Source organism: Chryseobacterium artocarpi (genome assembly GCF_001684975.1).
GTDB lineage: Bacteria > Bacteroidota > Bacteroidia > Flavobacteriales > Weeksellaceae > Chryseobacterium > Chryseobacterium artocarpi.
Genome location: NZ_MAYH01000003.1, coordinates 1 through 26240 on the forward strand (window position 1 = coordinate 1; position 26240 = coordinate 26240).

The window sequence follows — 26240 nt, forward strand, 5'->3', positions numbered from 1 at the left end:
TGAGATTTATTTAGTAAACGGGCTAAAGCCGGTTCTAGTGAATGGATTGTGGTTGGGCATATTTTATTTAAATACATAGGCATGGATTGCGCAGAGAAGTATAGATGTTTTAGGAATATTATATATAGGAATGGAAATAGGGAGCCGGAAACTTGGAGACATGTACAATAGCTTGAATCCTTCATAAAATGAATGGTTGACTTTATTATATATATAGAGAGGCGAAAGTGAAAGTATTGTTAGGATCACTACAGGATAACTAATACGGTAATGGATGCCTGATTGAAAGTAACGACTGCCAATTATTATTTATTTTTCTCCTCGATTTATCCATTCAACTATAATAATAGATGTAATAGTAACGAAAGCATAAAGCATATTTTTTCGATTGCTTACATTTGCATCACATTCTGAATCTACAAGAATGAAATGAGCTTATTATATGACAGACATAAAATATAAAGAAACGAATCACACAGATATAAATCACTACGAATATACTACGGTAAATCACGATGAAAATAACATAAGAATCTACACATTAAAGAATGGCTTAAAGGTTTTCCTTGCTCAAAACTTCGATGCTCCGAGAATTCAAACATTTATTCCTGTAAGAACCGGAAGTAATAATGACCCTTCTGACAATACCGGGCTTGCTCACTATCTGGAGCACATGATGTTCAAAGGAACGTCTAAATTAGGAACTCAAAACTGGGAAAAAGAGAAAGAACTTCTTGACCAGATCTCTGATTTATACGAAGAACATAAAACTGAACAGGATTCTGAGAAGAAAAAAGAAATCTATAAAAAGATCGATGAAGTATCTCAGAAAGCCAGTCAATATGCTATTTCCAATGAGTATGACAAAGCTATTTCTTCGTTAGGAGCCAGTGGAACGAATGCCCACACCTGGTTTGATGAAACAGTTTACAAAAACAATATTCCTAATAATGAACTGGAAAAATGGCTAAAGATCGAGAAGGAAAGATTCTCTGAAATTGTTCTGCGCCTTTTCCATACAGAATTGGAATCTGTATATGAGGAATTCAACAGAGCACAGGATAATGACACAAGACTTGTAAACTATGAGCTGATGTCAGCTCTCTTCCCTACTCATCCCAATGGGCAACAAACAACTCTTGGGAAGCCGGAACATCTGAAAAACCCGTCCATGAAAGCTATTCATAAGTATTTTGATGAATATTATGTTCCTAATAATTATGCGATGGTACTGGTAGGTGATCTCGATTTTGAGGCAACGATTCAACTGGTTGACCAATATTTTGGAGCTATTCCATATAGAGAGCTTCCGGAAAAAACACCTATTATTGAACAACCGATAACCGAAATTGTTGAGAGAACGGTAAAAAGCCCCACTACTCCACGGGTTCAACTGGCGTGGAGAACAGACAGCTATGGTACACGTGAAGCCATGCTTGCAGATATCGTTGTAAACATCCTTAGCAACAGAGGTGAAGCAGGACTATTGGATCTTCACATTAATCAAACTCAAAAAATGCTATGGGCACAGGCTTTCTCTGTAGGCTTGAAGCAATATGGATATTTTTCAATTGTAGCTGTTCCAAAGGAAACTCAAACTCTGGAGGATGCTACAAAAATGGTTTTGGAAGAAATTGAGCTTATCAAGAAAGGAGATTTCCCTGACTGGATGCTTCCTGCGATTATCAATGATTTCAAACTCCAAAGAATGAAAGGGCTGGAAACAGCAGAAGGGCTTGCCACCAATTTATATGATATCTATATAAAAGGAAGAAGCTGGGAACAGGAATTGAATGAAATGAACGAATACGCAAATTTCACCAAGGAAGATGTAATCAGCTTTGCCAATACTTTTTTCAAAGACAATTATGTGGTTGTCAATAAAGAAAAAGGGGTGAATGATAAGCTGGTGAGAGTTGAAAATCCTGGGATTACTCCTATAAAAATCAATCGTGAGGCACAATCAGAGTTTTTACAGGAAATTTTATCTGAAAAAACGGAAGATATCAAGCCTGAATTCATTGATTATAAAAAAGAGATTGCAACAGATCATATTAAAGGTAAAAAATTAAGCTTTGTAAAAAATAAATACAACGATATTGCTCAGGTTCATTTTATTTTTCCTTTTGGAAGTGATCATGACAGAGATTTAGGTATTTCAACCCAGTTTTTACAATATTTAGGAACCGAAGATTTTTCTCCTGAGGATTTAAAGAAGGAATTCTTTAAAATCGGGGTGAGTAATGATTTTAAAACGACAAATAATCAACTACTGATTTCCCTTAGCGGACTGGAAGAGAATATTGAAAAAGGAATTTCACTTTTACAGCACTGGATGACTCATGTACTGCCAGATCAGGAAATTTATAATCAGTTTGTAGGAACTATTTTAGAGAACCGTCAGGCAATGAAGAAAGATAAAGGTCGTATCATGACAGCTTTAGTCAATTATGCAAAGCTTGGAAACACTTCTCGTTTCACAGACGTTATTTCTAAAGAAGAACTTGAAAGCAGTAAAGCGGAAGCATTCACAGACCGAATGAAACAGCTTTTCAAATATCCTTATCAGGTTTTCTTTTACGGAAAAGATTTTGAAAAATTCAAAAGTTATATTGGACAATATATTGAAAATGAAAGCCTTCAAATTCCTGAACCCAAGAAATATCCTGAGCCTGCAACCGGAGGCAACGTTTATTTTATCAGCTATGATATGGTTCAGATGGAAATGAGTAAAGCTGGAAGAGGAAATCTTGTTAATCCGTCAAACTTCGGAAAGATCAATGTTTTTAACGAATATTTCGGAAGAGGTTTGTCGTCTATTGTTTTTCAGGAAATCCGTGAAAGTAAAAGTTTAGCATATTCTGCTTATGTTTCTTATTCTGCCAATGCGGAAATAAATCATCCTGATTATGTAGTTACTTATATCGGAACACAACCAGACAAATTGATGGTTGCAGTGGATACTATGAACGAGCTGATGAATGAGCTTCCTGAAGTTCCTATTCAGTTTGAAAATGCAAAAAATGCAGCGTTAAAACAGATTGCATCAACCAGAGTTACCAGAAATAATATATTCTTTAATACATTAAGATTAAAAAAACTGAATATTGAACATGATTTCAGAAAAGATATTTATGAGCAGATTCAGAAATTACAATTTAAAGATATCAAACAGTTTTACCAAACAGACATTCAATCTATAGATTTCAATACTGCCATTATAGGTAAAAAAGAAAATCTGGATATGGAAGCTGTAAGTAAAATGGGAACTTTTACAGAAGTAAGTCTGAAAGATATTTTCGGACATTAAAAGCAAAAGCCACTCAGTTGAGTGGCTTTTTATTTATATTTTGTTCTTATGTCATTAAGCAATCTCCGTCTCCATCCTGAAGTTCAGGGTTGAAATCTTTGGGAAGTTCTTGTAATAATTCATGACGGAAAAGATAATCACGTTTAAAATCTCTTTCGTAAATTTTTGGAAACCTATTAAATTTCACGATCTTATTATTCAGAGCAACATTATAACTAGTCATCATTTTCACTTTGTTTTTAATGATAAAATAGCTCAGAAAATGAATCAATTGGGTCAGATTTCTGTCTGTCTTTGAAAAAATATAAGGAATTTTAAGATGCCCGTCCCTTAAAAGCATCAACGAACAGGTTTCCAGATTACCTTTAGGATCATATATTTTAACCCAGATATATTTAAAAACTTGAGCATAACTTGAAAAGAAGTAATTATCATCTTTTTTCCTTCCTTCTATCACCCAAGGATTTTCTACGAAATAATTAATCTCAGAAATACTCCTTTTACCCGAAAATGTATTCACAAAGTCTAAAATCTCTACATTAGCATGGTCCAAAGTTTCAAAACGAAAATCCGGTTTTTTAATTTTACTGTTTTTAAAACTAATCAAAGAGTTGGTAATACCGTCTGCCATCTGCAATAAAGGGCTGAATATTTTTGTCCAGGGCATTTTTCCAATAATCATCTCTGTAGCATCTACTTTAAAATAGTATCGTTTTCCACTTTTTGGGAAAATATTCTCAACATTTCCCATATGATTAAAGAAAACCTCAGCTTCTTTGGTAAACTCAGCCATTATCACACGATTTTCGTATGCTTCCAAAGCTTTCATCAAAAGTGCTTTTGCAATCTTTTTTCCTCTGAATTCTTCACTTACATACAGTGTACTTAGCCACGCGAAACTTATCTTCTTATCCTCAACTGAGAAATAATCAGGAAGACATCCCATATATCCGGCAAGTTTACCTTCGTAAAAAGCAAGAATAAGAAGGGTCTGCTCATCCGTTGCTTTTGGATTATGGATGTGAGACTTGGCACGATGCTCCGTGATAGGAAGAAAATCATACTGCAGATAATCACCGGAAATTACAAAGTCTTTTAATTCTTTTTTGTTGAATGTTTTCAGCTGCATCATTTTCTTACAATGGTATTTTTATTCATCAGTCTTTTAAGTCTGAAATAGGCTGTTTCCTTTTTCAAAATCATTTCTGCACTCTCTCCCATTTCCATTGGAATTCTCTGAAAATTTTTCTTTACACTATCCAGCTTTACTCCTGCTGCACCAAAACTGCAATACATCTCTTCATTCTTAAAAAGTTCATCAAAGAAATCTTTTTTTACCCCAAAATCGGTGAAGGGAAACGCAAAACTTTCATACAGGAAACCATTTTCCTTTAAGTAAGCAAATGTTTTATTCGTTGTATTCATTTGCTGCTCAAGAGATAGATCTCCATATTTTGGATGATCCCAACTGTGGGAAGATATTCCAAAGCCCTTTTCTGTAAGTTTTTTCAACTCACCAGTACTCAGATAAGGTTTATATTCTTTTAAATAGGATTGAAAATCTACTTCAAGTCTTTCTGCAAGATTATCGAGAACATCTTTTTTCTGATAATTAATTGTTAGAAGATGCCTTTGCAGCATTTCTAAAGTTGTATTTTTTTCAAGGGATAAAACATTATACACTTCAGTATCAACAACTTTCACTTCACTAATCTTATCAATAATAAGACTAGATTTACATCTGAACATCAGTTCTTTATTATCTATAAAAGCAGGATTGATAAAATTACATGCATAAATTCCTTTGCGTTCCAAAACAGGAGCCACAAGATCATAAAACTCTCTGAAACCATCGTCAAATGTAAGTAAAGCAATTTTTTTTCCGGTCTTTACATTTCCTGAGGTAAAATTTTTAAATTCATTCCAATCAACAAACCTGAACTGTTTTGAAATATAATCCAGATCTTTTTCAAACTGTCTTGTATTTTTATACTTAATAATATGCTTGATATGAGGGAGATCTTCATCGGAAACACAGTGATAAACCGGCAAACAGTAATCCAACGGAAATGACTTCCCGATATTATCAGATTCAAGAGCAGTAAACAGATTAATGATTTTATCCTTCATCCTAAAAATAAAAAGAATCTATTCGAAATAAATTCAAATAGATTCTTTAAAGGTATAACTTTTTAAAATTATTTAACGATCTTCATTTCATCAACAAGCCATTTTGCATCTGCAAATTTCTCAACGACGAAAAGGATATATTTAGTGTCCACCATGATGTTTCTGCTGAAACGTGGATCATAGTTGATGTCACTCATTGTTCCCTCCCACTGTCTGTCGAAGTTAAGACCTACTAAATTCCCGTTAGCATCAAGAGCAGGGCTTCCTGAGTTTCCTCCTGTTGTATGGTTGGTAGCAGTAAATCCTACAGGAACATCACCTGTTTTATCTTTATAGATTCCGAAATCTTTCTTGTTGTAAAGCTCAATCAGCTTCTTTGGAACATCAAATTCGTAATCTCCGGGAACATATTTTTCCATTACTCCGGCAAGGTGAGTCTGGTAACCGTAAGATACAGCATCTCTTGGAGCAGATCCTTTAATTTTACCATACGTTACACGAAGTGTTGAATTCGCATCCGGGAAGAATTTTCTGTCTTTATCTGTCTCCATCTGCTGTGCCATGAATTTCTTCTGTAAAGCATCAATTTTTGCCTGAAGAGCAGTATATTGAGGATCAGCTGTCTTTGTATAAGCTTCTCTCATTGAAATATACAACTGATAGATAGGATCTTTCTTTAAAGTCTTGATTAACTTGTCCTGATTAGAAAATGCTTTATCAATATCCGTAGTTAACGTCCCGCCATTTACAGCTGTTCTTCCTGTAATGATAGAGTTTTTAGACATATCTTCCAATACAGGAATGTTTGCATTTTCGTCTTTATATTTGTTAAAACCTGCCGGTAAAAACTGTGGAGCCGTTTTATTCACATATAATGCCAATAATTTCGCTGTTACTTTAGCATCCAGTTCTGCGCTGTAATCCTTGTAGAAAGATGTTACTTTTGTTTTGAACTTAGCAAGTTCTTTTTCATCCATTCTACCTGCTTCTACAGAAGTGATGAAATCATTATAATCTCCTGCAAGCTTCAATGTCTCAGCATTTCTTACTACTTCTGTATAATAGGCATTATTCAGAGCGTAAGGAGCCTGATCGTTATAAAGTTTGTTCAATTGATCTAAAGTTGTCTTAATCTCTGGATTTTTAGCAACTAAAGAACCTTCATACATTACCTTTTTCTCTACAGCATTAGATTTTTTCAAACCTTCTACTTCACCGATCCATTTTTTCCAGTAATTAGCTACTGAAGCATATTTCGAAGCATATTTAATACGTGTTTCGTTATCTACACGCATTTTTTCGTCTAATGTTTTTAAAGCTACATCACGAACAGCAATTCTTGCAGGGTCGATATCTTTCATGATTTTCTCTACTGCTACTGCCGGAAGATATTCTGTAGTTCTTCCCGGGAATCCGAATACAAAAGTAAAATCGTTTTCGTTTTTATCTTTTATTGAAACCGGTAAATAGTGTTTTGGAACGTAAGGAACGTTGTCTTTAGAGAATTCTGCAGGTTTATTGTTTTTGTCTGCATAGATTCTGAACATTGAGAAGTCTCCTGTATGTCTAGGCCAAACCCAGTTATCGGTATCACTTCCGAATTTCCCAATGCTTTGAGGTGGTGCACCTACAAGACGGATATCTTTATAAGTCTCTATAGTGTAAGCATAGTACTTATTTCCATAGTACATTGGCTTAACCATAATAGATTGATAAGATTCTATTTTTTGAGAATTCTTATAAATTTCAATATTGTTATTGATTTTTTTAGTGTACTCAGGCTCAGTAAGCTTATCCGTACCTTCCAAAATCTGGTAAGTAACTTCTTTAATATCGACAATAAAGTCTACTTTTACTCCCGGATTAGGAAGTTCACCATTCATGTTTTTAGCCCAGAATCCGTTTGAAAGAAGATCATTCTGAACCGTAGAATGTGCCTGAATCTGACCATATCCACAGTGGTGATTGGTCAAAAGCAATCCTTTAGGAGAAATAATTTCCGCAGTACATCCGCCGTTAAACTGCACCACAGCATCCTTTATGCTTGGTTTCTGAGGGTTGAAAATATCTTTTGCAGAAATTTTCATTCCCAGGTCCTTCATTTCCTTTTCATTCAGTTCTGTAGGAATCCACATTCCTCCATATTGTTGTGCAAATGCCATTGCAGCCGGCAAAAGAAATACGGATAAAAGTATCTTTTTTGTCATAATCAAAATTTTGCCCGAATTTACGAAGAAAAATAAGAATAATCCCCATAAAAAGGCTGTAAAAGTTGATAATGATGGTTTTTACAACAGCATATTAAAATTAATTGTGGATTTACCCTCCCAATGAAACGTGAACCATTGTACCTATAAAAATTGTCAAACAAAGTAGATCAGGCATTGATAATTGTATATTAAACACAGAAAACATTATTCTTCAATGGCTCGATTTTTGTTCATAAAAAGTCAGTTTAATAAAACATTTTTAATTAATTTTTACGATGAAAAATAAAATATTCATTCTTGGAATAGGAGCAGCTTTGTTCCTTGCTTCATGTTCTAAAAAAGAAGCTACTGAAACTTCAGGTTCAACTACAGATTCTGCAACAGCTATGCCGTCTACTCCTTCTGACAGTATTGCTAAGGCTACTCCATCAGCTGCTGGTGACACTTCTGAAAACGCATTAGATTGGAATGGTACCTATGAAGCGGTAGTTCCTTGTGCAGATTGTCCTGGTATCAAAACTTCATTGACGCTGAATGATGATAAAACATTTAACATTACTGAAGAATATCTGGACAGAAACTCAAAGAACGATGACAAAGGTACTTTTAGTTGGGATTCTACAGGAAGTATTATTACCTTAAAAGGAAAAACAGCAAACTATAAATATAAAGTAGGTGAAAATATATTAATCCAATTGGATATGGACGGAAAAGAAATTGATGGTCCAAACAAGGATCTTTATGTTTTCAAGAAAAAATAAAAATAAAGGCTTTTGCCTTTATTTTTTTGCTTTATTCTAAAATTGATAGGATACAATTTTACGATCTTTCATCATATGTTCGATAACCGCTTCATGATTACTGCTTTTTCCTACCAACCTCCATGTAACGGATAAATTACCGTGAGTATATTGCTGCTTGAGCATCATATATTTCAAATGATGTTCTTTGAAAAACTTTTCACAATATTGCAAATCTTCCGGCTCCGACAAGGCTATTTTATACTCTCTTACTTTATTATAATTGTCTATAAAAGATTGAAGATACGTCAAAGCACTCAGAATGATAAGCACCAGTGCTGTTCCCAACAGTGAAAAATATACATATCCTGAACCCACCGCCATTCCTATGGAAGCAGTAGCCCAAATAGTGGTAGCAGTTGTGATTCCTTCAATCTTATTTTCTCCTTTAAATATGACTCCTGCTCCTAAAAAACCAATTCCTGTAATAATATTGGCTGCAAGACGATCAGGGTTAGCTACTCCAATTTTAATGGAAAGAATAGTAAACAGACAAGCTCCAAAGCAAACCAGAATAAAGGTTCTCAATCCTGCAGATTTGTTACGATACTCACGTTCAGCACCGATTAACAAACCTAATATTACAGAAATAAAGATAAGTAAAAGTTCGTTTTTGACCGTATAATGGTCCTGAAGAAATTCCATTTTTAAAATTTTAACCTTAGAATAAAATTACGATAAAAAAATTTACGGAACTATTTTTGATCTTCCGACTTTCATTGGACATCAAAAGTTGATTTCACAGAAAACTTTTGTAATATTACATTTTAAAAAATAAGACAACAAAAAATAGATTATGGACAAGGAAATTTCACACTTCTGGTTGGGATATTTTAATAATGAAGAAGAATTTTATGCTTTTGTGGAAGAGAATGAAGATTATTATCTGGAGGAAGAATCTGAGGATCAATATGTTTCAAAGTTCGCAGAATCTCAGAATATCAAGTGGTTTGATGATGATTTTATAGAATATGGATTTGAAGATGAGCGACTAGGTCTTTATGACAAATTCGCGGAATATTCTTATGCAGATCAATGGCTTCCTATTCTAGAGAACAAGCTTAATGAACTTAGTCTGGATACGCCTGTAAATGCAATCATTTTTGCCAGCAGATTTGTAATTCCTAATCCTGTTTCTGTGGATGGTGAGGAAAATAAACTGTATTATCTTGGCGAGATTGAATTTGATGTATAATATCAGAAATAATGGATATCTCAAAACGGGTATCCATTATTTTTATCTATAAAACGATAAGAAAATAAACACTCACCAATTTTAAAAAATATTTTGAAAACTGCTGAACCCATCAAGAAAAGTCGCTTTTTACCTTTTTTAAAAAAGTTTTCTATTAGTACTGTCATTATTTTTTTGCTTACAATACTACAGATTTATTGGTCAATGGGAAGGTTAGCCGATCAGATGTCAAGCAGCTGTATGAGCTGTGGTTTTCTGGATGATGCTGTTTTCATGTCTTTTCTTACGGGGATTTTTCTGTCTGCTGTATTTATTTTATTCAACTCTGTTCAAAAGTATTTTATAAAATATATTTTTGAGTTTCTATTATTGATCAGCATTTGGATATTCTGGAACTACTCGGTTTTTGTAGACAGAGAATCATCCTGGAGTACTTATGATTTTCAGTCTGAAATGTACTATACATTCTCCCAATCTTTTTTTCCTGTTATAATTCTGGGATTTGGATGTATTTTACTTTTACATTTTAAAGAAATAAAAGATAAGTTCATCTCTTTTAGAAAATGATATTCCATTTATAAAAACAAAAACTTCCGCCCCTACGAGCGGAAGTTTTTTTGTTCAAAGATATATTTGGAGGAATTTATTAATGTGCTTCCAACCAATTGTCTCCTACACCTATTTCCACTAATAATGGAACCTGTGTTTTCAAAGCATTCTCCATTTCTGTTTTAATCAGTTTTGAAGCGGCTTCAATTTCATCTGTCGGAGCTTCAAATACCAATTCATCATGAACCTGAAGCAGCATTTTTGTTTTAAGATTCTGTTCTTCCAGTTCTCTGTCTATTTTGATCATAGCAATTTTCACGATATCAGCTGCACTTCCCTGTACAGGAGCGTTTACTGCATTTCTTTCCGCATGACCTCTTACCACAAAGTTATTGGAGTTAATATCTTTTAAGTGTCGTTTTCTTCCTAAAATAGTTTCTACATACCCTGTCTGGCGTGCTTTATTTACCTGCTCAGCCATGTATTCCTTCAATTTCGGATAGGTTTCAAAGTAAGCTTCGATCATTTGTTTCGCTTCTGTACGGGATAATCCGGTTTGTTCAGCTAATGCAAAAGCTCCTTGTCCGTAAATGATTCCGAAGTTTACTGTTTTCGCTTGGCTTCTTTGAGTTTTAGAAACTTCTTCCAAAGGAATTTTAAACAGTTTTGCAGCTGTGGAAGCGTGAATATCTTCTCCATTCTGGAAGGCTTTAATCATATTATCTTCTCCAGAAATCTCAGCGATAAGACGAAGTTCAATCTGAGAATAATCGGCTGAAATAATCTTCTTTCCTTCCCCTGAAACAAAGGCTCCACGAATTTGCTGTCCTCTTACTGTTCGGATCGGAATATTCTGAAGGTTCGGATTCACACTTGCCAAACGACCTGTAGCAGCCGTTGTTTGAGAGAAATTTGTATGAACACGATTATCTAATTTTTCAATCTGCGATGGTAATGCATCTACATAAGTTGATTTTAATTTCTGGTACGTCCTGTATTCCAGAATATGTTTGATGATCTCGTGCTTTGAAGCTAATTTTTGAAGAACATCCTCTGAAGTAGCGTATTGCCCTGTTTTTGTCTTTTTCGCTTTCGGATCAAGCTGCATTTTTTCAAAAAGGATTTCCCCCAATTGTTTTGGTGAATTCATGTTGAATTCTTCTTCTGAAAGTTCAAAGATTTTAACTTCAAGTTGCTTTAGATCGTTCTCTAAATCAATACTTTCCTGAGCCAGCCATTTTTCATCAAGAGAAATACCGGTAAGTTCCATTTTCGCCAATACTTCCATCAGCGGCATTTCTATGTTGTAGAAAAGCTCTTCCAGATTTTCTTTTTTTAATTGAGGAGCAAAAAGCTCATATAATTGGAATGTTACGTCGGCATCTTCTGCAGCGTAATCTGTCTGGGTTCTAAGATCTGCATCTCTGAAATTCCCTTGTTTTTTGCCTTTTTTTCCAATAATGGTTTCAATGGAAACAGGTTTATAGTTAAGGTATACTTCTGAAAGATAGTCCATCCCATGTCTTCCGTCCGGATTTAGCAGATAATGAGCAATCATTGTATCGAACATTGCGCCTTTTACGGTAATGTCGTACTGTTTTAATACTTTGTAATCGTATTTAAGATTGTGAGCAATTTTCAACAAATCTTGCTTTTCAAAAAACGGTTTGAAGATTTCCAGCGTCTGTAAAACTTCATTTCTATCTTCAGATAATGGAATATAATAGGCAAGCCCTTTTTTATAAGAAAAACTCATTCCTACCAATTCTGCTTCCAGCTCGTTTAGGGAAGTAGTTTCCGTATCAAAACAAACGGCTTTTTGTTTCAGCAGGTTTTCAACCAGTTTTTTCTGTGCTTTAGGATTGTCGATAAACTGATAAAGATGATCATTATGTTCAATAGATGACTTTGTAGAAGTTGCCTGATCCAGCTCTTCAAAATTGGCAAAAAGATCAAGCTGCATTGCCTGTCCTTTTACCTCAGTATTTGTCGGAGTCTGTTTTACTTCAACTTCACTTACCACTATAGTTTCCGTTGCTGCAGGTGCAAATGCTCTGTAAAGGTTTTCATACAGCCTTCTGAATTCTATTTCTTCGAAGACTTCTTTTACTTTTTCGAAATCCGGAGTTTCAAGATCGTATTGTTCCTGATGGAATTCTATAGGTGCATCACAGATAATGGTAGCCAGCTTCTTAGACATGATTCCGCGTTCTGCAGAAGCTTCTACTTTTTCTTTCAGTTTTCCTTTCAGCTTATCTGTATTTGCCAGTAGGTTTTCAATGCTTCCAAATTCTTTCAGGAATTTCATTGCAGTCTTCTCTCCTACTCCCTCTAATCCAGGAATGTTATCTACTGCATCTCCCATCATGGCAAGATAATCGATCACCTGCTTAGGATCTTCGATTTCATATTTTGCTTTTACCTCCTCTACTCCAAGAATTTCTATATCACCACCCTTTAAGCCTGGTTTATAGATTTTAATTTTATCTGTAACCAACTGTGCAAAGTCTTTATCGGGTGTAACCATGAATGTGGTATACCCTTCTTTTTCTGCTTTGCAGGCAATGGTACCTATTACGTCATCTGCTTCATAGCCTTCTACTCCAAGAATCGGAATATGCATTCCTTCCAAAATCTTATGAATGTATGGAACAGCAATTTTTATAGCCTCGGGAGTTTCACTTCTATTGGCTTTATAATCTGCAAAATCATCGGTTCTTACACTTGCCCTCCCTACATCAAAAACTACAGCCAGATGAGTAGGTTTTTCTCTTCTGATTAATTCGATCAAAGAGTTGGTAAAGCCAAAAATGGCAGAAGTATCCAATCCTTTACTGGTTAATCTCGGATTCCTGATCAATGCGTAATATCCTCTGAAAATCATCGCATAAGCATCGATGAGAAACAGCCTTTTATCTTGTGTTGCGTCCATATTATCTATAATGAACAAATATAAGAAAATAGGAAGATAAGTTGCTAGTTTTGGTATGAGGTTATAAGAGTGAAATACAGATTAGCAATCGTGATTTTCATAATTTACTTTTTCCATTTTTTCCTCGTAGGTTTCCATTTCTTTTTTGCTGACAGATACTTTCTTTAATTGTACAGGAAGTTGTTTTTTGTTGTCTGGGCTTATCCAGACTCCGTTCATGGTTTCTCCGTCTTTTTTCAGGATCATTAAACCTGTAAAACCATTTTCTACCATTGCAAACTGTTGTTTTACTCCTTCTGTAACGCTTAGTTCAAGCCAATTGCTTACTTTTTCGTAGCGATACATTGCATTATAGAAAGGATCTCCTCCGCATCCGTTTTCTACAGATTGCAGGAACAATGTTACCGGCATTTTTCCGTTAATGGTTCCTTTGTATAAAGTAGAGCTATTTTGTGCTTTTAAGGAAATAAAAGAGAGTATACATGTGAGAATTAGTATAGCCTGTTTAATCATGGTTATTTAATTTTAATTATATTATTAATAAAAGCAAAACAGCATACTCTATGAGTATACTGCTCTGTTTTAATTTTTTTATTAAGTGTTTCAGCTTATTTACCGTCTGAAGGCCAAAGCCCTTCATAAGCAGAATTACCGTACTCAATTGTTTCAGCACTTACTACAAAGCTGATTAGCATACTGTTAGTATCCACAGCATCGAAGTCTACTTCGTGTTGGATTACATATCCGTTGTTCCACTTTAAAGTAATCAATGTTCCTTCTTCGTGAGATTTGTTGAAAACAATTTCTCCTACTGTCGGCTTATATTTTCCGTTTAGTAAGCTCTCAAGGATGTCAGATTTTTCAGTAGCTTCTACTGTTACCTTGATTAATGCGTTAGAAGGGTCTGATGCTACACGTCCAGATACATCTGTAGATCTTGCTACGCTGTAGTTCATTTTTAATAATTTCTGACCTTCTCCGTTGTTGAATTTTAAGATTCCTCTCGAATTTCTTTCTGCCATGATTTGTAAATTTTAATCGTTAATAATATTTTGTTTTTCAATATTTATATGACAAAGATAGAGCCCATTATGATGAAAAAAAAGCTTTTGAATGGAAATCTGAAAAATTGTAGTAGTTCTACGATTTTGTGTCGTAATTCTACGACAATAGATTTAAAGAGTATCGCAATTGCTTATTAATAAATATTTTAACCATTTTCAATATCTAGTAAAAATTTATAACTTATATCCCATTAAAGAGATATAAAATATCATAAATAACGATTATTTTGATTCAAAAATTAATTAAAAAAAAGGGAATGAAATTTTCTTAATAGCTCTTTTACTTTCTCCTGATACCTTATTATCAATTCTGTGATGCATTGATTGTGACTCCACCTCCTGACTGATTTGCATATGAATCTGCCAGTACACTAAAAGTCCATTCGTTAAGAGGAGAAACCAGTAAAGGAAGTACTAATCCTACTACATTCATTACGCCTCCAAAACCTTCAGCAGCCTGATTCTTCATTGCCTTATTGGTTTCAGCTCGATGTTCATTAATTACCCGGTTACCTTTATTACTTGTTTTTTCTCTTGGAAGAATTTTGCCGCTACCTTTTCTTTTCATGGCTTCTACAGCCTGAGCTCCTGATCGGGTTTTCTTCATTTCCGTAACTATTTCTGCTATTCTGGCTTCTCTTTCTGCACGGGTACCTTTCAGGTTCATAATCTCTTTGATATACTTTTCATTTTGATTTTGTCTGTATTTATCATAAGAAAGAGTCAGTAGTTCTCCGGCAGCACCCGTTTGTGATGTTCCGACATATGGATCATCAGGAGTGTCGACTGTAAAGGAACTTTCCATACTTTTGCGTGATTCCAACATCTTATCATAAGTTGTGTTGCCATCACCACTGTACATTGCCTGCATTCCCTGGGCTTCCCAAGTAGAAATGGGTTGATAAACCAAATACGCCCCAATTACTCCTACTGCAACCTCTTTCCCTCCAGCTAATAATCCAGCTCCAAGACCACCTGTAGATCCTGCGGCATAACCTACTCCAAAACCAAAAAGCCCTGAAATAACTGCCGTAAGTCCCAGTTCCCCCATATTTCGGAAAGCAACATTTTTTGCAGCTGAGTTTGCTTCTGCTTCATCTATAAATGGTGTTAAGATCCCCGGACCTACAGAACATGTCATAAATGAAGATAAATTAACTGCCTTTTTCCCTTCGAACGCTACAGAAGGGTGTGGATTTTTCCAATCTACAAGATTTGGATTACATTTTGTGGCATTAGATTTCAGTGCAAATGTAAGTCCTGTCCCAATGACAGCCGTAGCTACCACGCCAATGATGACTGCGCCAACTCCAAAGGTTAAAACAGAAAATGCTATCGCAGCACCAATAGCAAGCCCGGTAATCAGTCCTCCCCAAAAGAATCCCCATCCTACAGCCTTACCCCAGTTGGATTTACACTCAAAGTCTTCTTTAAGGAGCATATCTGCCTGAGTTAAGAGCGGTTTCTTTTCAGATTTATATAGTACAGACAGATTCCATACATTCGGATCTGCTAAAATATTGCCCGGTGAAGGGTTTACCTGATGAGAGCAAACAATAAATGTTTCTTGAGGAAGGTATTTACTCATGAGTGTATTTTTTTTTCATTAATATACTGCCTGATGAACCTATTGTAGTTATGGTATTTTCAATATCAATGTCAAAATATCTGATATATGAATTTATGAATTCCTGATAATCAGGATTATTATCATCTTTATTTAAAACTATATAGCGTATTCCTTGCTTCTGTTCTATGATGAGCCATTTTGATAAATGAGTAAGCCTGTTGATAAAAAAGACAGATGTTTTAACTTCGCTTTTCTTAAAATCATATTTTTTACTTCCTACAGAGGCTGTTATCTGATTTGGAGACCAATCTATTTTTATCAGCTGTTTTCTTAATACTGTCTGTTGGAACATGTAATACATAACCAAAAAAAATACAGCCATAAAAGGTATGGATATCATGATCATCAATAAAGGACTCTTCGCTCTAAAAAGCATCTGTAGAGCATCTATATGAGGCTGTAGCAATTTAAAAAGAATGATTGAATAAGCAATATAAAGAACAAACACAACAGCCAATGATAAGTACACAACACTCATTGGAAGTATTGTTCCTGAGAAAGAACTTCCAACAGCCTGCTGATTTTTTATTTCATTTAAATACTGTCTAAAAGCATCAACGGATATTCCTTTAGGATGCTTTCTCAAGGTTCCTTTTATATTTTTTATTCTGAATGTTTTCTCGCTTATGAATTGAATATCCTCTTTTCTAATCAATGTTTCATTTTGATTATGATCAGATAAAATATACTCGTTATTATTTGTTGCACTGATATAAAAGTTTCTGGAAAACCTATTGAATAATGCTATATACAAAATGAGAAAAAGCGAAAAATAAAACAGTAATAATATCCCCATAGGAATATATCTTCCAAAGTAACTTTCCAGTGCGGCTAAATGAGTATTCAGGTAACCCCATCCCGGAATGAAATAGGAAAGAATCACACATACCAGCAGAGATACTATCAGAATGATAATTCTTTTCAAAAAATTAGGGTATGCACGAAATATGAATTTATTAACCGCCATTATTCAATCTTTTTAGGTTAAATATACATTCAGATTTTATATTATTCTCAATATTTTCGATGATTGACAGCTCTGCTTTCTCCAATGTTTTTGTTTTCAGATTATAAGTAAACAGATTTCTCATATCAAGTTTATATTCAGAAAATTTATATTTTATAAGAGGTTGATGATATTTTTCGTAGCCTTTGGTTACTTTCTCCAGCAGCTCTTCCGATTCAATCGTTTCCCAAACCTTTCTGATGGTAATCAGGTCTTCATCTTTTTTCAGAACGTCATATCTCACTGTCATAGGGACAACCACATCTGGAAAAAGCTGGGATTGATAAGTATACTCTTCAGACTCTATATTTTCATCCTTATTATAAAGGTATTTGTCTAACAAGGTAAGATAAAAAAGCTCCCTGTTGTAATCTTTTTCATCATTATACTGGTTTGAAAACTGTAAATCACCTTCCTGAATAAGTTTCATATATTCCTGTGGTTTAGCTTGCTTTACAACTTTGATAAATTCAATTTCATCAAGCTTATTTTTTTTAAACTCTTCCCAGTTTTTTCTTATTTTATTTTTATCAGCAATCTTATTGAATCGTCCATGTTTGTTAATTTCTATCAAGCAGTCATTTCGAATATAATCTACTTCGGATATAAAGTCGAAAACTCGGGATAACGCAGGAGGATTAAATTCATAAAAAAAATCACAGAGTTTTACCTGCACCAGGTGATTTGTTAAATTAAACTTCACCTCATATTCTTTCTTAAGCTGTGAGTAGCTTTTTATATCATCTTCTATTCTGGTAATATTCAGCTGTTCTGCTCTATATCTGTTTTTTTGTTCGAAAGTTGTATAATCAATATCCTTTTTCTCTTCTTTATCTTTTTGGAGTGGGATTATGACTGTATCAATATGAATGGGCAAATAATCTCCAAAGAACTGCTGAGTCACCGGTGAATGTGAATTATGAAAGGCAAGCAGTTCCTTCCCTGTCATATGATATTTCTCTGCAATTGACTTTAATGTATCTCCTCTTTTTATCTGATACTTACTGTATTCCATACAATGGATTTCTATGATTTTATTTATAGTTAAAAATTCCAGTTTCCGTTCTGACCGGAGTTTAGTTGATATCTACCTGAGCACCTTTAATAGTAACGTTACCATCTACCACCATTCCTGGATTTCCCGCTGCTTTTCCAACATTGGTAAGACTAACTCCTTCGATATTTACTGTGTCAGCTTTCACTGTTATGGCATTTTTTGTAATTTCAATGCTGCTGCTTCCCACTTTAAGGGTAATTTTATCAGTTCCAATTAAATCAATAACTCCGGCATTATTCATTTTAAATATGCTTTGGGCATCTCCTACTTCAACCTTATGCATATTACCAACATCTGCAATATGATCACAACCTACTTCAAGCTTCTTATTGTTTCCAATTTTATCCGTCTTGTCATTCCCTACCGTCTTATTACTATTATTATTAGCATTATGAACTACATTTCCAGAACCGTCAAAGAACATATGAGCACCTCCCTGATCTTTAAGATTCATAGATCCGGCGCCATTGTCATACTTTAGCTCGGCACCGCTTCTCCCACTAAAACTCATGATATTATTACCGGTTCCACCGCCGCCGCCAACGCCACCATGGAACATGCCTCCCATCACAAACGGACGGTCAGGATGCTGATGAACAAAATTGATGATTACCTGATCTCCCACTTCCGGAACAGACATAAATCCTCTGTTCTTACTGACTTTATCACTACTTCCTGCATCAGGAGACATAACACGGATGAATTCTGTAATATCCGGACCGTTTTGCCAGTCGAATTGTACCTGAACTCTTCCCTGATTTTGAGGATCTGTATTGGATATTACTTTTGCAAACTGTGCTTCTGCTCTCGGAGTTTCAAATTCAGGACGAGGGATAAATCCAGTATCTGCTGCTATAGCTTCAAATCTTCCGTCATAATATCCTCTGGCATCTACTTCATGAGTAACTTCTATAATCATCAGCTTGGTAAAATAAGACGTTTCATTACTTGCAGATTTACGCATTTCAATATCAGCAGTACATCCCGGATAAAGGAAAGGTACCGTGGTAGTTCCAGAAGTGATAAATACCTCCGATGCTTTACTACCTGCTGTTCCTTTTTGAGAAGCATCAATATCCATGAAAGATGATGCTTTTATTGGAGCTACTCTAAGAGAAGGAGTTGTAAAGGTTTTCTCAGATATTTCGTAAGCTCGTCTTGCAATATCCGAAGTATGGTTAATTTTTGAACTACCGGCAATAAGTTTTTCATTTTTACTACTATTATAGCCGTAAAAACTAGGACTTACATGCTGAGCTTTCATTTTGATAGCAATATCACTCACGCTACTTCCATAGGTAAGTTTTACAGGCTTTTCCTGAGGTGGAAGCTTCCCGAAATGCAAAACTTCACCATCATAATAAAACTGTTCTCCGTAGGCTTCAGCAACTCTTGCCAGATAATTGTAATGCGTTTCTTCGTATTGTGAACTGTAAGATACGTTTCCGTGCTGTGCATCAACTCTGAAATCGAATTTGTTTTGTCCTAATCCTTCTCTGATGACATGGTCTGCAATACTGTTTAAACTTACAGGCTGGCTTCCACCAAAACTTTGAATATGCGGAGCAGCATCCAAAAGTACCGTTGGGCTGTACCCTTTAAGCACAATATTTCCCAGGCTGCCTTTCTCCTGGCTAAATCCTACTTCTGTAACTACTCCAACGAAATTACGCTCTGCTCCTTGTACAATATCTTTATATTTAAAAACAACAGTAATACGTTTCCCAAGAAAGTTCTGAGCTTCTTCCAGATTATGATTTTCAGCATTTCCTAGAGTGTCATGAGCTAAGGTAAGACTGAATTCATGATGTTTTGCAGCGCTTTGAGTCAGCTTAAAATGTTTAAAATGCTTAATAATCTGCCCTTCAATTACCACATCCAGTTTTACAACACGGTTAATCCCCGCAATAAAACTTTCCGGAATGGCTTCGGCATTATGTATTTTTGAGGTTGGCTGTTTTGCCCACACTTTATCTCCAACTATGGATGGATTGTTAGGAACCTGAGTTTGGTTCATAAACATATTGGCTCCCTGTACCGAACTTACAGCCTGTTGTCCAGCTTTTGTCGCTTTATTTAATTTTCCCTCAGCATTTTTAACAGTATTTTCTTTAACTGCCTTCATATCACTCTTCTGATTGTCTATTTTAATGGTTTTATCATCCTGAAACATAGCACTATGTTTTAAATTAAATATTAAATACAATGCTGATTGTGCAGCATATACAGAATCAAAAAATAGGTTGAGATATCAACTTTTTCATGGGGAAAACACCCTGAAATTCAGCACTTCTTATAATGGAAAAACAGAACAGCATACTCTTACGAGTGCACTGTTCTGTACCAATTTTATTTTTACTAAGATGATGAATAGGCTTAATTACCTGGCCACAGTCCAGCGTACTGAGAAATACCATAATCAATGGTTTCAGCACTTACTACGAAGCTGATTAGCATACTGTTTGTATCTACTGCATCGAAATCTACTTCGTGTTGGATTACATATCCGTTGTTCCACTTTAAAGTGATCAATGTTCCTTCTTCGTGAGATTTATTGAATACGATTTCACCTACTGTCGGCTTATATTTACCGTTTAGTAAGCTTTCAAGGATATCTGATTTTTCTGTAGCTTCTACTGTGATTTTAATTAACGCATTGGAAGGATCTGATGCTACACGTCCAGAAACGTCTGTAGATCTTGATACACTATAGTTAAGTTTTAATAGTTTTTGCCCTTCTCCGTTATTGAATTTTAAAATTCCTCTCGAATTTCTCTCCGCCATGATTTGTAAATTTTAATCGTTAATAATATTTTGTGATTCGGTGATTGTGTAGCAAATATATAGGCTCTTTTTTTCTAAAAAAAACATTTAACTATAAATATGAAAAATTGTAGTAGTTCTACGACTTTTTGTAGTAATTCTACGACATTAGATATAATAACTCTACTTAAACAGCCTAAAATAAATACTTTTGAAGATTTGTAAAACACTGAAAAGAAGACACTTTTCCCACACATTTGAGAAATATTAAGATCTTGTTATGATAATTTAGCATGCTTTAACAAATCGCCAAAAGACACAAAAAAAAGCCGTCAATATGGACGACTTTAATTATTTTTTTAGTAAAAAATTCAACTTATTGCTGAACTCCACTCCCTTCTTTTATCGATCTTGAAAGAATTTTAGTTTTTCTTAAAAGGAAATCAGGCATTAAATCGGTAGGAAGATAGAATGTACTTTCTCCTTTTTGCTGTAATTCCTGTACAATTCCAGGATTCCAGGCAAGAATTTTATCTACTTCTACATTCAGTTCATCGGCAATCACTTTAAGGCTGAATCCTGCATTAATTTCAGTTTCTGAAAGAGAAGCATTCATTACTTTTCTATTTCCATCTTCAAAGAAAACTTTATTAAGTCTTGAAGAGTTATAATTACTCAATACACTTTCAAGTTCTCCTGTTGCATAGCACGCGTTCAGGTATTTTTTTACGTGATTAATTGTTTCTCCCGGAAGATACTTAGAAAATTCGTGATAGTGTGAAGAACCCGCTGCCTGCATTGCTTTTGCGATATTTCCTTCTCCACAGTTGTAAGCCGCTACTACAGTTACCCAGTTATTATACTTTTTATAAAGATTTGCCAGTGAAATAACTGCTGTTTTTGTACTTTTATAAATATCAGTACGGTTTTGTTCTGTAAGTCCATACTGATTGGCATGAGCAGTCATCAGCTGCCAGATTCCTACTGCTCCGGCACTTGAAGTAATATTTCTGTTAAAGTGAGATTCAATCAGAGCCAGGTTTCTTAAATGTTTCGGAAGTCCTTTCTGTAAGAGTAACTGCTCAATAAATTCAACAAGATCTTTATTTGAATTAATGATCCCCTGATATTTTTTCACACTACTTTCTGAAGTATCGGAAGCAGCAAGAAACTGTCCGTTTACAAAAACAACAGTTCCTAACAACATGACACCTGTAAAGATATTCCTGATTATCGTTTTCATCTTAAATGTATTTATAAAGCAGAAAGACAAATCTGCCTTTCTGCTATTTTATTTCTCAATTAATCTACTTTCCAGCTTAATTTTTCTTCTTCTTTATTCCAATCAACATGAATGGTCTGCCCGGATTTTACTTCTTCTCTTACAATCATTTTGGAAATGGGTCTCGCAAGCTGTGCACGTATCACACCGGAGATCTGTCTGGCTCCATATTTACTACTGAATCCTCCCAATGCAAGATTTCTTACTGCATCATCCGTGATTTTTAAGGCAATCCCTAATCTTGTTAATGAAGTATGAAGTGATTTTAACTGGATGTTAAAGATTCTTTCTGCAATAGATTCCGTAATTGGAGCAAAAGGAATGATTTCTGTAATTCTTGCCAGGAATTCCGGTCTGAATCTTCCTGAATTTGACATAATCTGCATCAATGAAGATGATTCCGGTATTTTTCCTTCTTCAAACTGCTTTACGATTTCCTCACTTCCGATATTGGATGTAAACAGAATCAAAGCATTACTGAAGTCTCCTTCTTTTCCAAGTTTATCATGTACTTTACCTTCGTCCATAATCTGAAGGAATACATCAAAAACGGAATGGTGAGCTTTTTCAATTTCGTCAAATAAAACAACGGTATAAGGCTGTTGTCTGATCTTATTCACCAACATACCTCCTTCTTCATATCCTACATATCCCGGAGGCGCACCATATAATAATGCAGCTGAATGTTCTTCTTTAAATTCTGACATATCGAAACGAACCATTGCTTTCTCATCATTGAAGAGTAATTCTGCCATTGATTTCGCAAGCTCTGTTTTTCCGGTTCCGGTAGGTCCTAAAAGGAAGAATGATCCAATTGGCTGTCCTGGCTTGTTCAATCCGCTTCGGTTTTCAACAATAGCATCGGAAAGGATCTTCAATGCATGATCCTGTCCTACTACTCTGTTCAATAGAAGAGATTCCATATTCAGGAGTTTTTCTTTTTCCTGAGCCTGAATTTTCCCGATCGGAATATTTGTTTTGGCAGCCATTACTGCAGCCAGCTCCAGACGGTCTACTTTTTCTCTTTTTTTAGCAGCATGCTGTAAAAGTTCAGCATAAGTATCTTCAATGATCTGTTGAATCTGTTCTACCGGCATTGAATTATCAATTGCAGGCTGCTCACTTAGTGAACCCCATAAAATAGGGCTTATTTTGTCTCTCAATAAATTGTACGTCCAGATCAGTTCATCTGCTTTGTCTTTATTATCAAGATATTCTTCTTTTAAGATTTCATCGTAGCTTGTTTTCCAGCTTTCCAGTTCTTTTTCGGAAAGTTCGTCAAGCATTTTGATTGCTGCCATTGTTCTATCTAACAAATCGATTGCTGCATCTGGTAATTTTTTACCTTTTGCATATCTTTTCGCTAAACGAACGCACTCTGGAAGAGCTGTTTTTTCCACTTCAATACCGTGGTGTTTTTTGTAACCTTCTAAAAGAACGTCAATCATTTTTACACAGGTCTTTTCATCCGGTTCATTTACAGTTAAAACCTCAAAACGACGATTGAAAGCCTGTTCCGGTTCAATGATTTTTCTGTATTCTTCCTGTGTAGTTGCACCAATTACTGTAATTTCTCCTCTTGCCAACTCCGGTTTTAAAAGGTTGGCAACATTTCCTATACTTCCTTTTGGGTCTAAAAGAGTGTGGATTTCATCAATGAAAAGAATTGCTTTTTCAATTTTCTTACATTCATTGATTACTTTTTTCAGACGGTCTTCAATTTCTCCTTTGTAAGAGGTTCCTGCCAGTAAAGCTCCGGTATCCAGTTCTAAAAGTGTACCGTTTTTAAGCATATCAGGAACGTTTCCTTTTGTAATTTCAATGGCAAATCCCTCTACTAAAGCGGTTTTTCCAACTCCGGGTTCTCCGATGATAATTACATTCGGTTTGCTTCTACGACAAAGGATTTCAACTAGCATTCTCAGTTCTTTGTCTCTACCAATAATATTTTCAAGGTTTCCGTTTCTTGCCTGTGCCGTTCTGTCTACACAATAGCTCTTAATAGAAGGAAGTGATGAATCTGAAAATTCTGATCCATTGGAAAATAAAGAGGCAAAGTCTCCGTTTTCTGATACGGTGAAAGGAGTGTCTTTTCTGTATAAGTTAAAAATATCGTGTTCTCTTAATGGAAGAGATTTCAATTGTTGAAGTGAAAATACAACCTGAGGTTTTACAATAGCTGTAAGGATACAGATGGGAGTGATCTCATCCAATCCTAATTTTAAACGGATATCGTCTGCTTCTTCTATAAGAGTATCTACAGCTTCATCCTGTCCTACCTCATCGGGAAGATGACTTGTTTTTGGATATTCTTCAATACGAACATCTGCCCATTCGTAAAAATAACCGGGATCTTTATCTATATTTTTTAAAAATTCATTAAGACCGATATCTTTATGCATTAATGCCTGTAAAATATGTGGTCCGCCATATGTTCCGTTATAGTTTTCCCTTGCTATCGACTGAGCAATATGAAATAGCTGTTTTACTGTTTCGTTGGTTACTAGTACTCCCATTTATAATTTTTCTTATATTAATATATTTGCGTTCTGTTTTTACTTTTTATTTCAGATCAACTGATTGAAATGTATCTTTCCCTCCTTTGGTGTTCAAGAAGTCGAAAGTTGTTTTTTATTTTGCTAAAATTAAATATTTTATTCTAAACGTGATAAAGATAGTTAATTCTTCAATTAGAGAAGTAATAACGGACTTTTTTTATTGGTATATGAGTTTCCAGAAGTCAGTAAAATCTCCTAAATATTACTGTAAGAAACTTTTTATTTTAGATATTCAAAAAATACATTAAAATAAGACTTATCCATTGAAGCCCGATATAGATGTAAAATAACATTGCAGATGGTTCTGCTAATTCGTGCAACTTTTCAATGAGTGTTGTCTTAATAATGTCATCAAAATTGGTATTTTCATCTCCCAGATTTAATTCATCAAATTTAACTTTATTTAAGGCATAGCTTAGAATACGTTTCAGTATTTTATTTTCTGAATTGTTTTTAAACTCATTGAGTAATCGGGTTTTTGCTAAAGCATAATCTGCACTATTCTTTACAACTATCGGTTGATTATTTTTAAATTTTTCTACAGCTTTATCAATAAAGGGAATTAATATGGTTTTTGAATGGTCCTGTACCAATCTGCTGATAATTCTCGACATTCCATATTTGGTGGAAAATATTGCAATACAAAATGGTGCAGCGATCATTAAAAGATAAAAAAGTCCGGCTGACAAGGGTTTTGCCATTACTGTAGCAATCAGAAATGCTAATGCTCCACTATGTCCTAATGAAGCTCCCAAGCTCTCTGCCAGGATATAAATTCCAAGCGTAAAAGTGATAACCGTTGAAAGAATTCCTATTGCATAAATCTTCAAAAGGCTAAAAATAAATACTCCTGAAAGTTTCGAAAAATATTTTAGGTGAGTGGTAAGGGTGTTCATTAGTGTTCAGGTTATTGTTTTAAGCTTTTCAAGATAAGAAAATTATAGAAAAGTTATTTAAATACTTAATTCATTTCTTTAATATTCTTCTAAGTCTGAAAAACTTAAGTCCTGAATTTTTGGCAATATATCCATTTTAATTTTTCTCACTTTTTTATTTAGAATTTTATCTGAACCCAGCTCCTGATCGAATTCTACTTTAGTTTTTGTTAAAAGATCAATTTCCGTTTCGGAGGTGGTATTTTTTCCATCCCAGATTACCCTTGAGATTTTTATTAGTTCAAAATTATTCTGTTTATACCTGAATTCATATCTGCTTTTCCGGCTATTAATATCAGTTAGCATTATTAAATTACCATCTTCAATAATAAAATCCGGAATGGTATTTCCGTTATGTTGTCCATTTTTGTCTTTAGGATATTCACTTTCAATTAACTTTGTTGAAGAAACAACCAGCTTGTGTTTATGGTCAGGCTGTGTGAGGAATATCTGTACTGTTAACGGTCTGGTTTCGTCTTTCAGATCTATTGTTAAGACAACTTTATCATCACGTTTATCTTTATTTAAGTCTCCTTCTTCTGTTTGTACCAGGAATGTATAGCTATCTTTCTGAACCGGTTTTTGTGAATATAAACCTGTTTCCATTAAAAGAAAAAATATAATAAAGTACGGGGATGTTTTTTTCATGGTTATTTTATTACAATTTTAATTGGAATATTTAAAGTGACTGTATCTGATGGTTTATAATTAGGAGATAGACTTAAGGATATTTTTACCTGTGGGAATCTGGTCTATATTCAACGTTTAGTCTTCGTATCACAAAAATAAAATCACCAGACTTAATACAATAAATGAAAT

General features: G+C 34.6%; 20 protein-coding genes. 4 read left to right on the forward strand and 16 right to left on the reverse strand.

Annotation, left to right across the window (positions count from 1 at the left end):
* Positions 1-442 precede the first annotated feature (442 nt).
* The gene (locus tag BBI01_RS04225) at positions 443-3310 is read left to right on the forward strand and encodes a M16 family metallopeptidase (protein ID WP_065393459.1); all 2868 of its coding nucleotides are present in this window, start codon (positions 443-445) and stop codon (positions 3308-3310) included.
* Between the two features lie 46 nt (positions 3311-3356).
* Here BBI01_RS04225 and BBI01_RS04230 read toward each other — a convergent pair whose 3' ends face one another.
* The 3 genes from BBI01_RS04230 to BBI01_RS04240 all read right to left on the reverse strand — a co-directional run bounded on the left by BBI01_RS04230 (position 3357) and on the right by BBI01_RS04240 (position 7647).
* Positions 3357-4442, reverse strand: a complete 1086-nt coding sequence (locus tag BBI01_RS04230) for a GNAT family N-acetyltransferase (RefSeq protein ID WP_065393460.1) — start codon at positions 4440-4442, stop codon at positions 3357-3359.
* A complete protein-coding gene (locus BBI01_RS04235) occupies positions 4439-5440 on the reverse strand; it encodes a polysaccharide deacetylase family protein (RefSeq protein WP_065393461.1) in 1002 nt (333 codons plus the stop codon). Before BBI01_RS04235 ends, BBI01_RS04230 begins: the two co-directional genes overlap by 4 nt.
* 68 nt (positions 5441-5508) lie before the next feature.
* Positions 5509-7647, reverse strand: coding sequence for a S46 family peptidase (locus BBI01_RS04240; RefSeq protein ID WP_083190010.1), 2139 nt, complete (start codon positions 7645-7647; stop codon positions 5509-5511).
* Between the two features lie 278 nt (positions 7648-7925).
* Here BBI01_RS04240 and BBI01_RS04245 point away from each other — a divergent pair, with 278 nt between their 5' ends.
* Complete coding sequence (locus BBI01_RS04245; RefSeq protein ID WP_065393462.1) at positions 7926-8411, forward strand: copper resistance protein NlpE; 486 nt, start codon at positions 7926-7928, stop codon at positions 8409-8411.
* 36 nt (positions 8412-8447) lie between these two features.
* On the opposite strand, the gene BBI01_RS04250 is transcribed toward BBI01_RS04245, so the two are convergent.
* Positions 8448-9095 (reverse strand): MgtC/SapB family protein, encoded by a 648-nt coding sequence (locus BBI01_RS04250; RefSeq protein ID WP_065393463.1) that lies wholly within the window; start codon positions 9093-9095, stop codon positions 8448-8450.
* Between the two features lie 151 nt (positions 9096-9246).
* On the opposite strand from BBI01_RS04250, the gene BBI01_RS04255 reads away from it, so the two are divergent.
* A complete protein-coding gene (locus BBI01_RS04255) occupies positions 9247-9645 on the forward strand; it encodes an immunity 22 family protein (RefSeq protein WP_065393464.1) in 399 nt (132 codons plus the stop codon).
* Between the two features lie 204 nt (positions 9646-9849).
* A complete protein-coding gene (locus BBI01_RS04260) occupies positions 9850-10212 on the forward strand; it encodes a hypothetical protein (RefSeq protein WP_083190011.1) in 363 nt (120 codons plus the stop codon).
* 79 nt (positions 10213-10291) lie between these two features.
* Here the strand turns inward: BBI01_RS04260 and polA are convergent, their stop codons facing one another.
* The 12 genes from polA to BBI01_RS04320 all read right to left on the reverse strand — a co-directional run bounded on the left by polA (position 10292) and on the right by BBI01_RS04320 (position 26069).
* On the reverse strand, positions 10292-13126 hold the full coding sequence (gene polA / locus BBI01_RS04265) for a DNA polymerase I (protein WP_065393465.1): 2835 nt from the start codon (positions 13124-13126) through the stop codon (positions 10292-10294).
* 81 nt (positions 13127-13207) lie between these two features.
* Complete coding sequence (locus tag BBI01_RS04270) at positions 13208-13639, reverse strand: hypothetical protein (protein WP_065393466.1); 432 nt, start codon at positions 13637-13639, stop codon at positions 13208-13210.
* Positions 13640-13734: 95 nt separating this feature from the next.
* Positions 13735-14148 (reverse strand): type VI secretion system tube protein TssD, encoded by a 414-nt coding sequence (tssD, locus tag BBI01_RS04275; protein ID WP_065393467.1) that lies wholly within the window; start codon positions 14146-14148, stop codon positions 13735-13737.
* Positions 14149-14494: 346 nt separating this feature from the next.
* Positions 14495-15778: a hypothetical protein gene (locus BBI01_RS04280; protein WP_065393468.1), complete on the reverse strand. Its 1284-nt coding sequence runs from the start codon at positions 15776-15778 to the stop codon at positions 14495-14497.
* A complete protein-coding gene (locus tag BBI01_RS04285; RefSeq protein ID WP_123862080.1) occupies positions 15771-16745 on the reverse strand; it encodes a hypothetical protein in 975 nt (324 codons plus the stop codon). The genes BBI01_RS04280 and BBI01_RS04285 overlap by 8 nt, the downstream gene beginning before the upstream one ends.
* A 31-nt stretch (positions 16746-16776) precedes the next feature.
* Positions 16777-17841, reverse strand: coding sequence for a LysM peptidoglycan-binding domain-containing protein (locus BBI01_RS04290; protein ID WP_065393470.1), 1065 nt, complete (start codon positions 17839-17841; stop codon positions 16777-16779).
* A 61-nt stretch (positions 17842-17902) separates the two neighbouring features.
* Entirely contained in the window at positions 17903-20056 is a 2154-nt protein-coding gene (locus tag BBI01_RS04295; RefSeq protein ID WP_065393471.1) for a type VI secretion system Vgr family protein, read from the reverse strand.
* 203 nt (positions 20057-20259) lie between these two features.
* Positions 20260-20667 (reverse strand): type VI secretion system tube protein TssD, encoded by a 408-nt coding sequence (tssD, locus tag BBI01_RS04300; RefSeq protein ID WP_065393472.1) that lies wholly within the window; start codon positions 20665-20667, stop codon positions 20260-20262.
* A gap of 355 nt (positions 20668-21022) precedes the next feature.
* Complete coding sequence (locus BBI01_RS04305; RefSeq protein WP_083190012.1) at positions 21023-21889, reverse strand: lytic transglycosylase domain-containing protein; 867 nt, start codon at positions 21887-21889, stop codon at positions 21023-21025.
* Positions 21890-21948: 59 nt separating this feature from the next.
* Complete coding sequence (locus BBI01_RS04310) at positions 21949-24444, reverse strand: ATP-dependent Clp protease ATP-binding subunit (RefSeq protein WP_065393473.1); 2496 nt, start codon at positions 24442-24444, stop codon at positions 21949-21951.
* 266 nt (positions 24445-24710) lie between these two features.
* Positions 24711-25382, reverse strand: coding sequence for a hypothetical protein (locus BBI01_RS04315; protein ID WP_065393474.1), 672 nt, complete (start codon positions 25380-25382; stop codon positions 24711-24713).
* Positions 25383-25460: 78 nt separating this feature from the next.
* Positions 25461-26069, reverse strand: a complete 609-nt coding sequence (locus tag BBI01_RS04320; RefSeq protein WP_065393475.1) for a hypothetical protein — start codon at positions 26067-26069, stop codon at positions 25461-25463.
* Between the last annotated feature and the right edge of the window lie 171 nt (positions 26070-26240).

What these genes read in the sequence shown, in the direction of transcription:
- BBI01_RS04225 (WP_065393459.1), top strand. Translation starts at nt 443, where the DNA reads ATGACAGACATAAAATATAAAGAAACGAATCACACAGATATAAATCAC.
- BBI01_RS04230 (WP_065393460.1), bottom strand. Translation starts at nt 4,442, where the DNA reads ATGATGCAGCTGAAAACATTCAACAAAAAAGAATTAAAAGACTTTGTA.
- BBI01_RS04235 (WP_065393461.1), bottom strand. Translation starts at nt 5,440, where the DNA reads ATGAAGGATAAAATCATTAATCTGTTTACTGCTCTTGAATCTGATAAT.
- BBI01_RS04240 (WP_083190010.1), bottom strand. Translation starts at nt 7,647, where the DNA reads ATGACAAAAAAGATACTTTTATCCGTATTTCTTTTGCCGGCTGCAATG.
- BBI01_RS04245 (WP_065393462.1), top strand. Translation starts at nt 7,926, where the DNA reads ATGAAAAATAAAATATTCATTCTTGGAATAGGAGCAGCTTTGTTCCTT.
- BBI01_RS04250 (WP_065393463.1), bottom strand. Translation starts at nt 9,095, where the DNA reads ATGGAATTTCTTCAGGACCATTATACGGTCAAAAACGAACTTTTACTT.
- BBI01_RS04255 (WP_065393464.1), top strand. Translation starts at nt 9,247, where the DNA reads ATGGACAAGGAAATTTCACACTTCTGGTTGGGATATTTTAATAATGAA.
- BBI01_RS04260 (WP_083190011.1), top strand. Translation starts at nt 9,850, where the DNA reads ATGGGAAGGTTAGCCGATCAGATGTCAAGCAGCTGTATGAGCTGTGGT.
- polA (WP_065393465.1), bottom strand. Translation starts at nt 13,126, where the DNA reads ATGGACGCAACACAAGATAAAAGGCTGTTTCTCATCGATGCTTATGCG.
- BBI01_RS04270 (WP_065393466.1), bottom strand. Translation starts at nt 13,639, where the DNA reads ATGATTAAACAGGCTATACTAATTCTCACATGTATACTCTCTTTTATT.
- tssD (WP_065393467.1), bottom strand. Translation starts at nt 14,148, where the DNA reads ATGGCAGAAAGAAATTCGAGAGGAATCTTAAAATTCAACAACGGAGAA.
- BBI01_RS04280 (WP_065393468.1), bottom strand. Translation starts at nt 15,778, where the DNA reads ATGAGTAAATACCTTCCTCAAGAAACATTTATTGTTTGCTCTCATCAG.
- BBI01_RS04290 (WP_065393470.1), bottom strand. Translation starts at nt 17,841, where the DNA reads ATGGAATACAGTAAGTATCAGATAAAAAGAGGAGATACATTAAAGTCA.
- BBI01_RS04295 (WP_065393471.1), bottom strand. Translation starts at nt 20,056, where the DNA reads ATGTTTCAGGATGATAAAACCATTAAAATAGACAATCAGAAGAGTGAT.
- tssD (WP_065393472.1), bottom strand. Translation starts at nt 20,667, where the DNA reads ATGGCGGAGAGAAATTCGAGAGGAATTTTAAAATTCAATAACGGAGAA.
- BBI01_RS04305 (WP_083190012.1), bottom strand. Translation starts at nt 21,889, where the DNA reads ATGAAAACGATAATCAGGAATATCTTTACAGGTGTCATGTTGTTAGGA.
- BBI01_RS04310 (WP_065393473.1), bottom strand. Translation starts at nt 24,444, where the DNA reads ATGGGAGTACTAGTAACCAACGAAACAGTAAAACAGCTATTTCATATT.
- BBI01_RS04315 (WP_065393474.1), bottom strand. Translation starts at nt 25,382, where the DNA reads ATGAACACCCTTACCACTCACCTAAAATATTTTTCGAAACTTTCAGGA.
- BBI01_RS04320 (WP_065393475.1), bottom strand. Translation starts at nt 26,069, where the DNA reads ATGAAAAAAACATCCCCGTACTTTATTATATTTTTTCTTTTAATGGAA.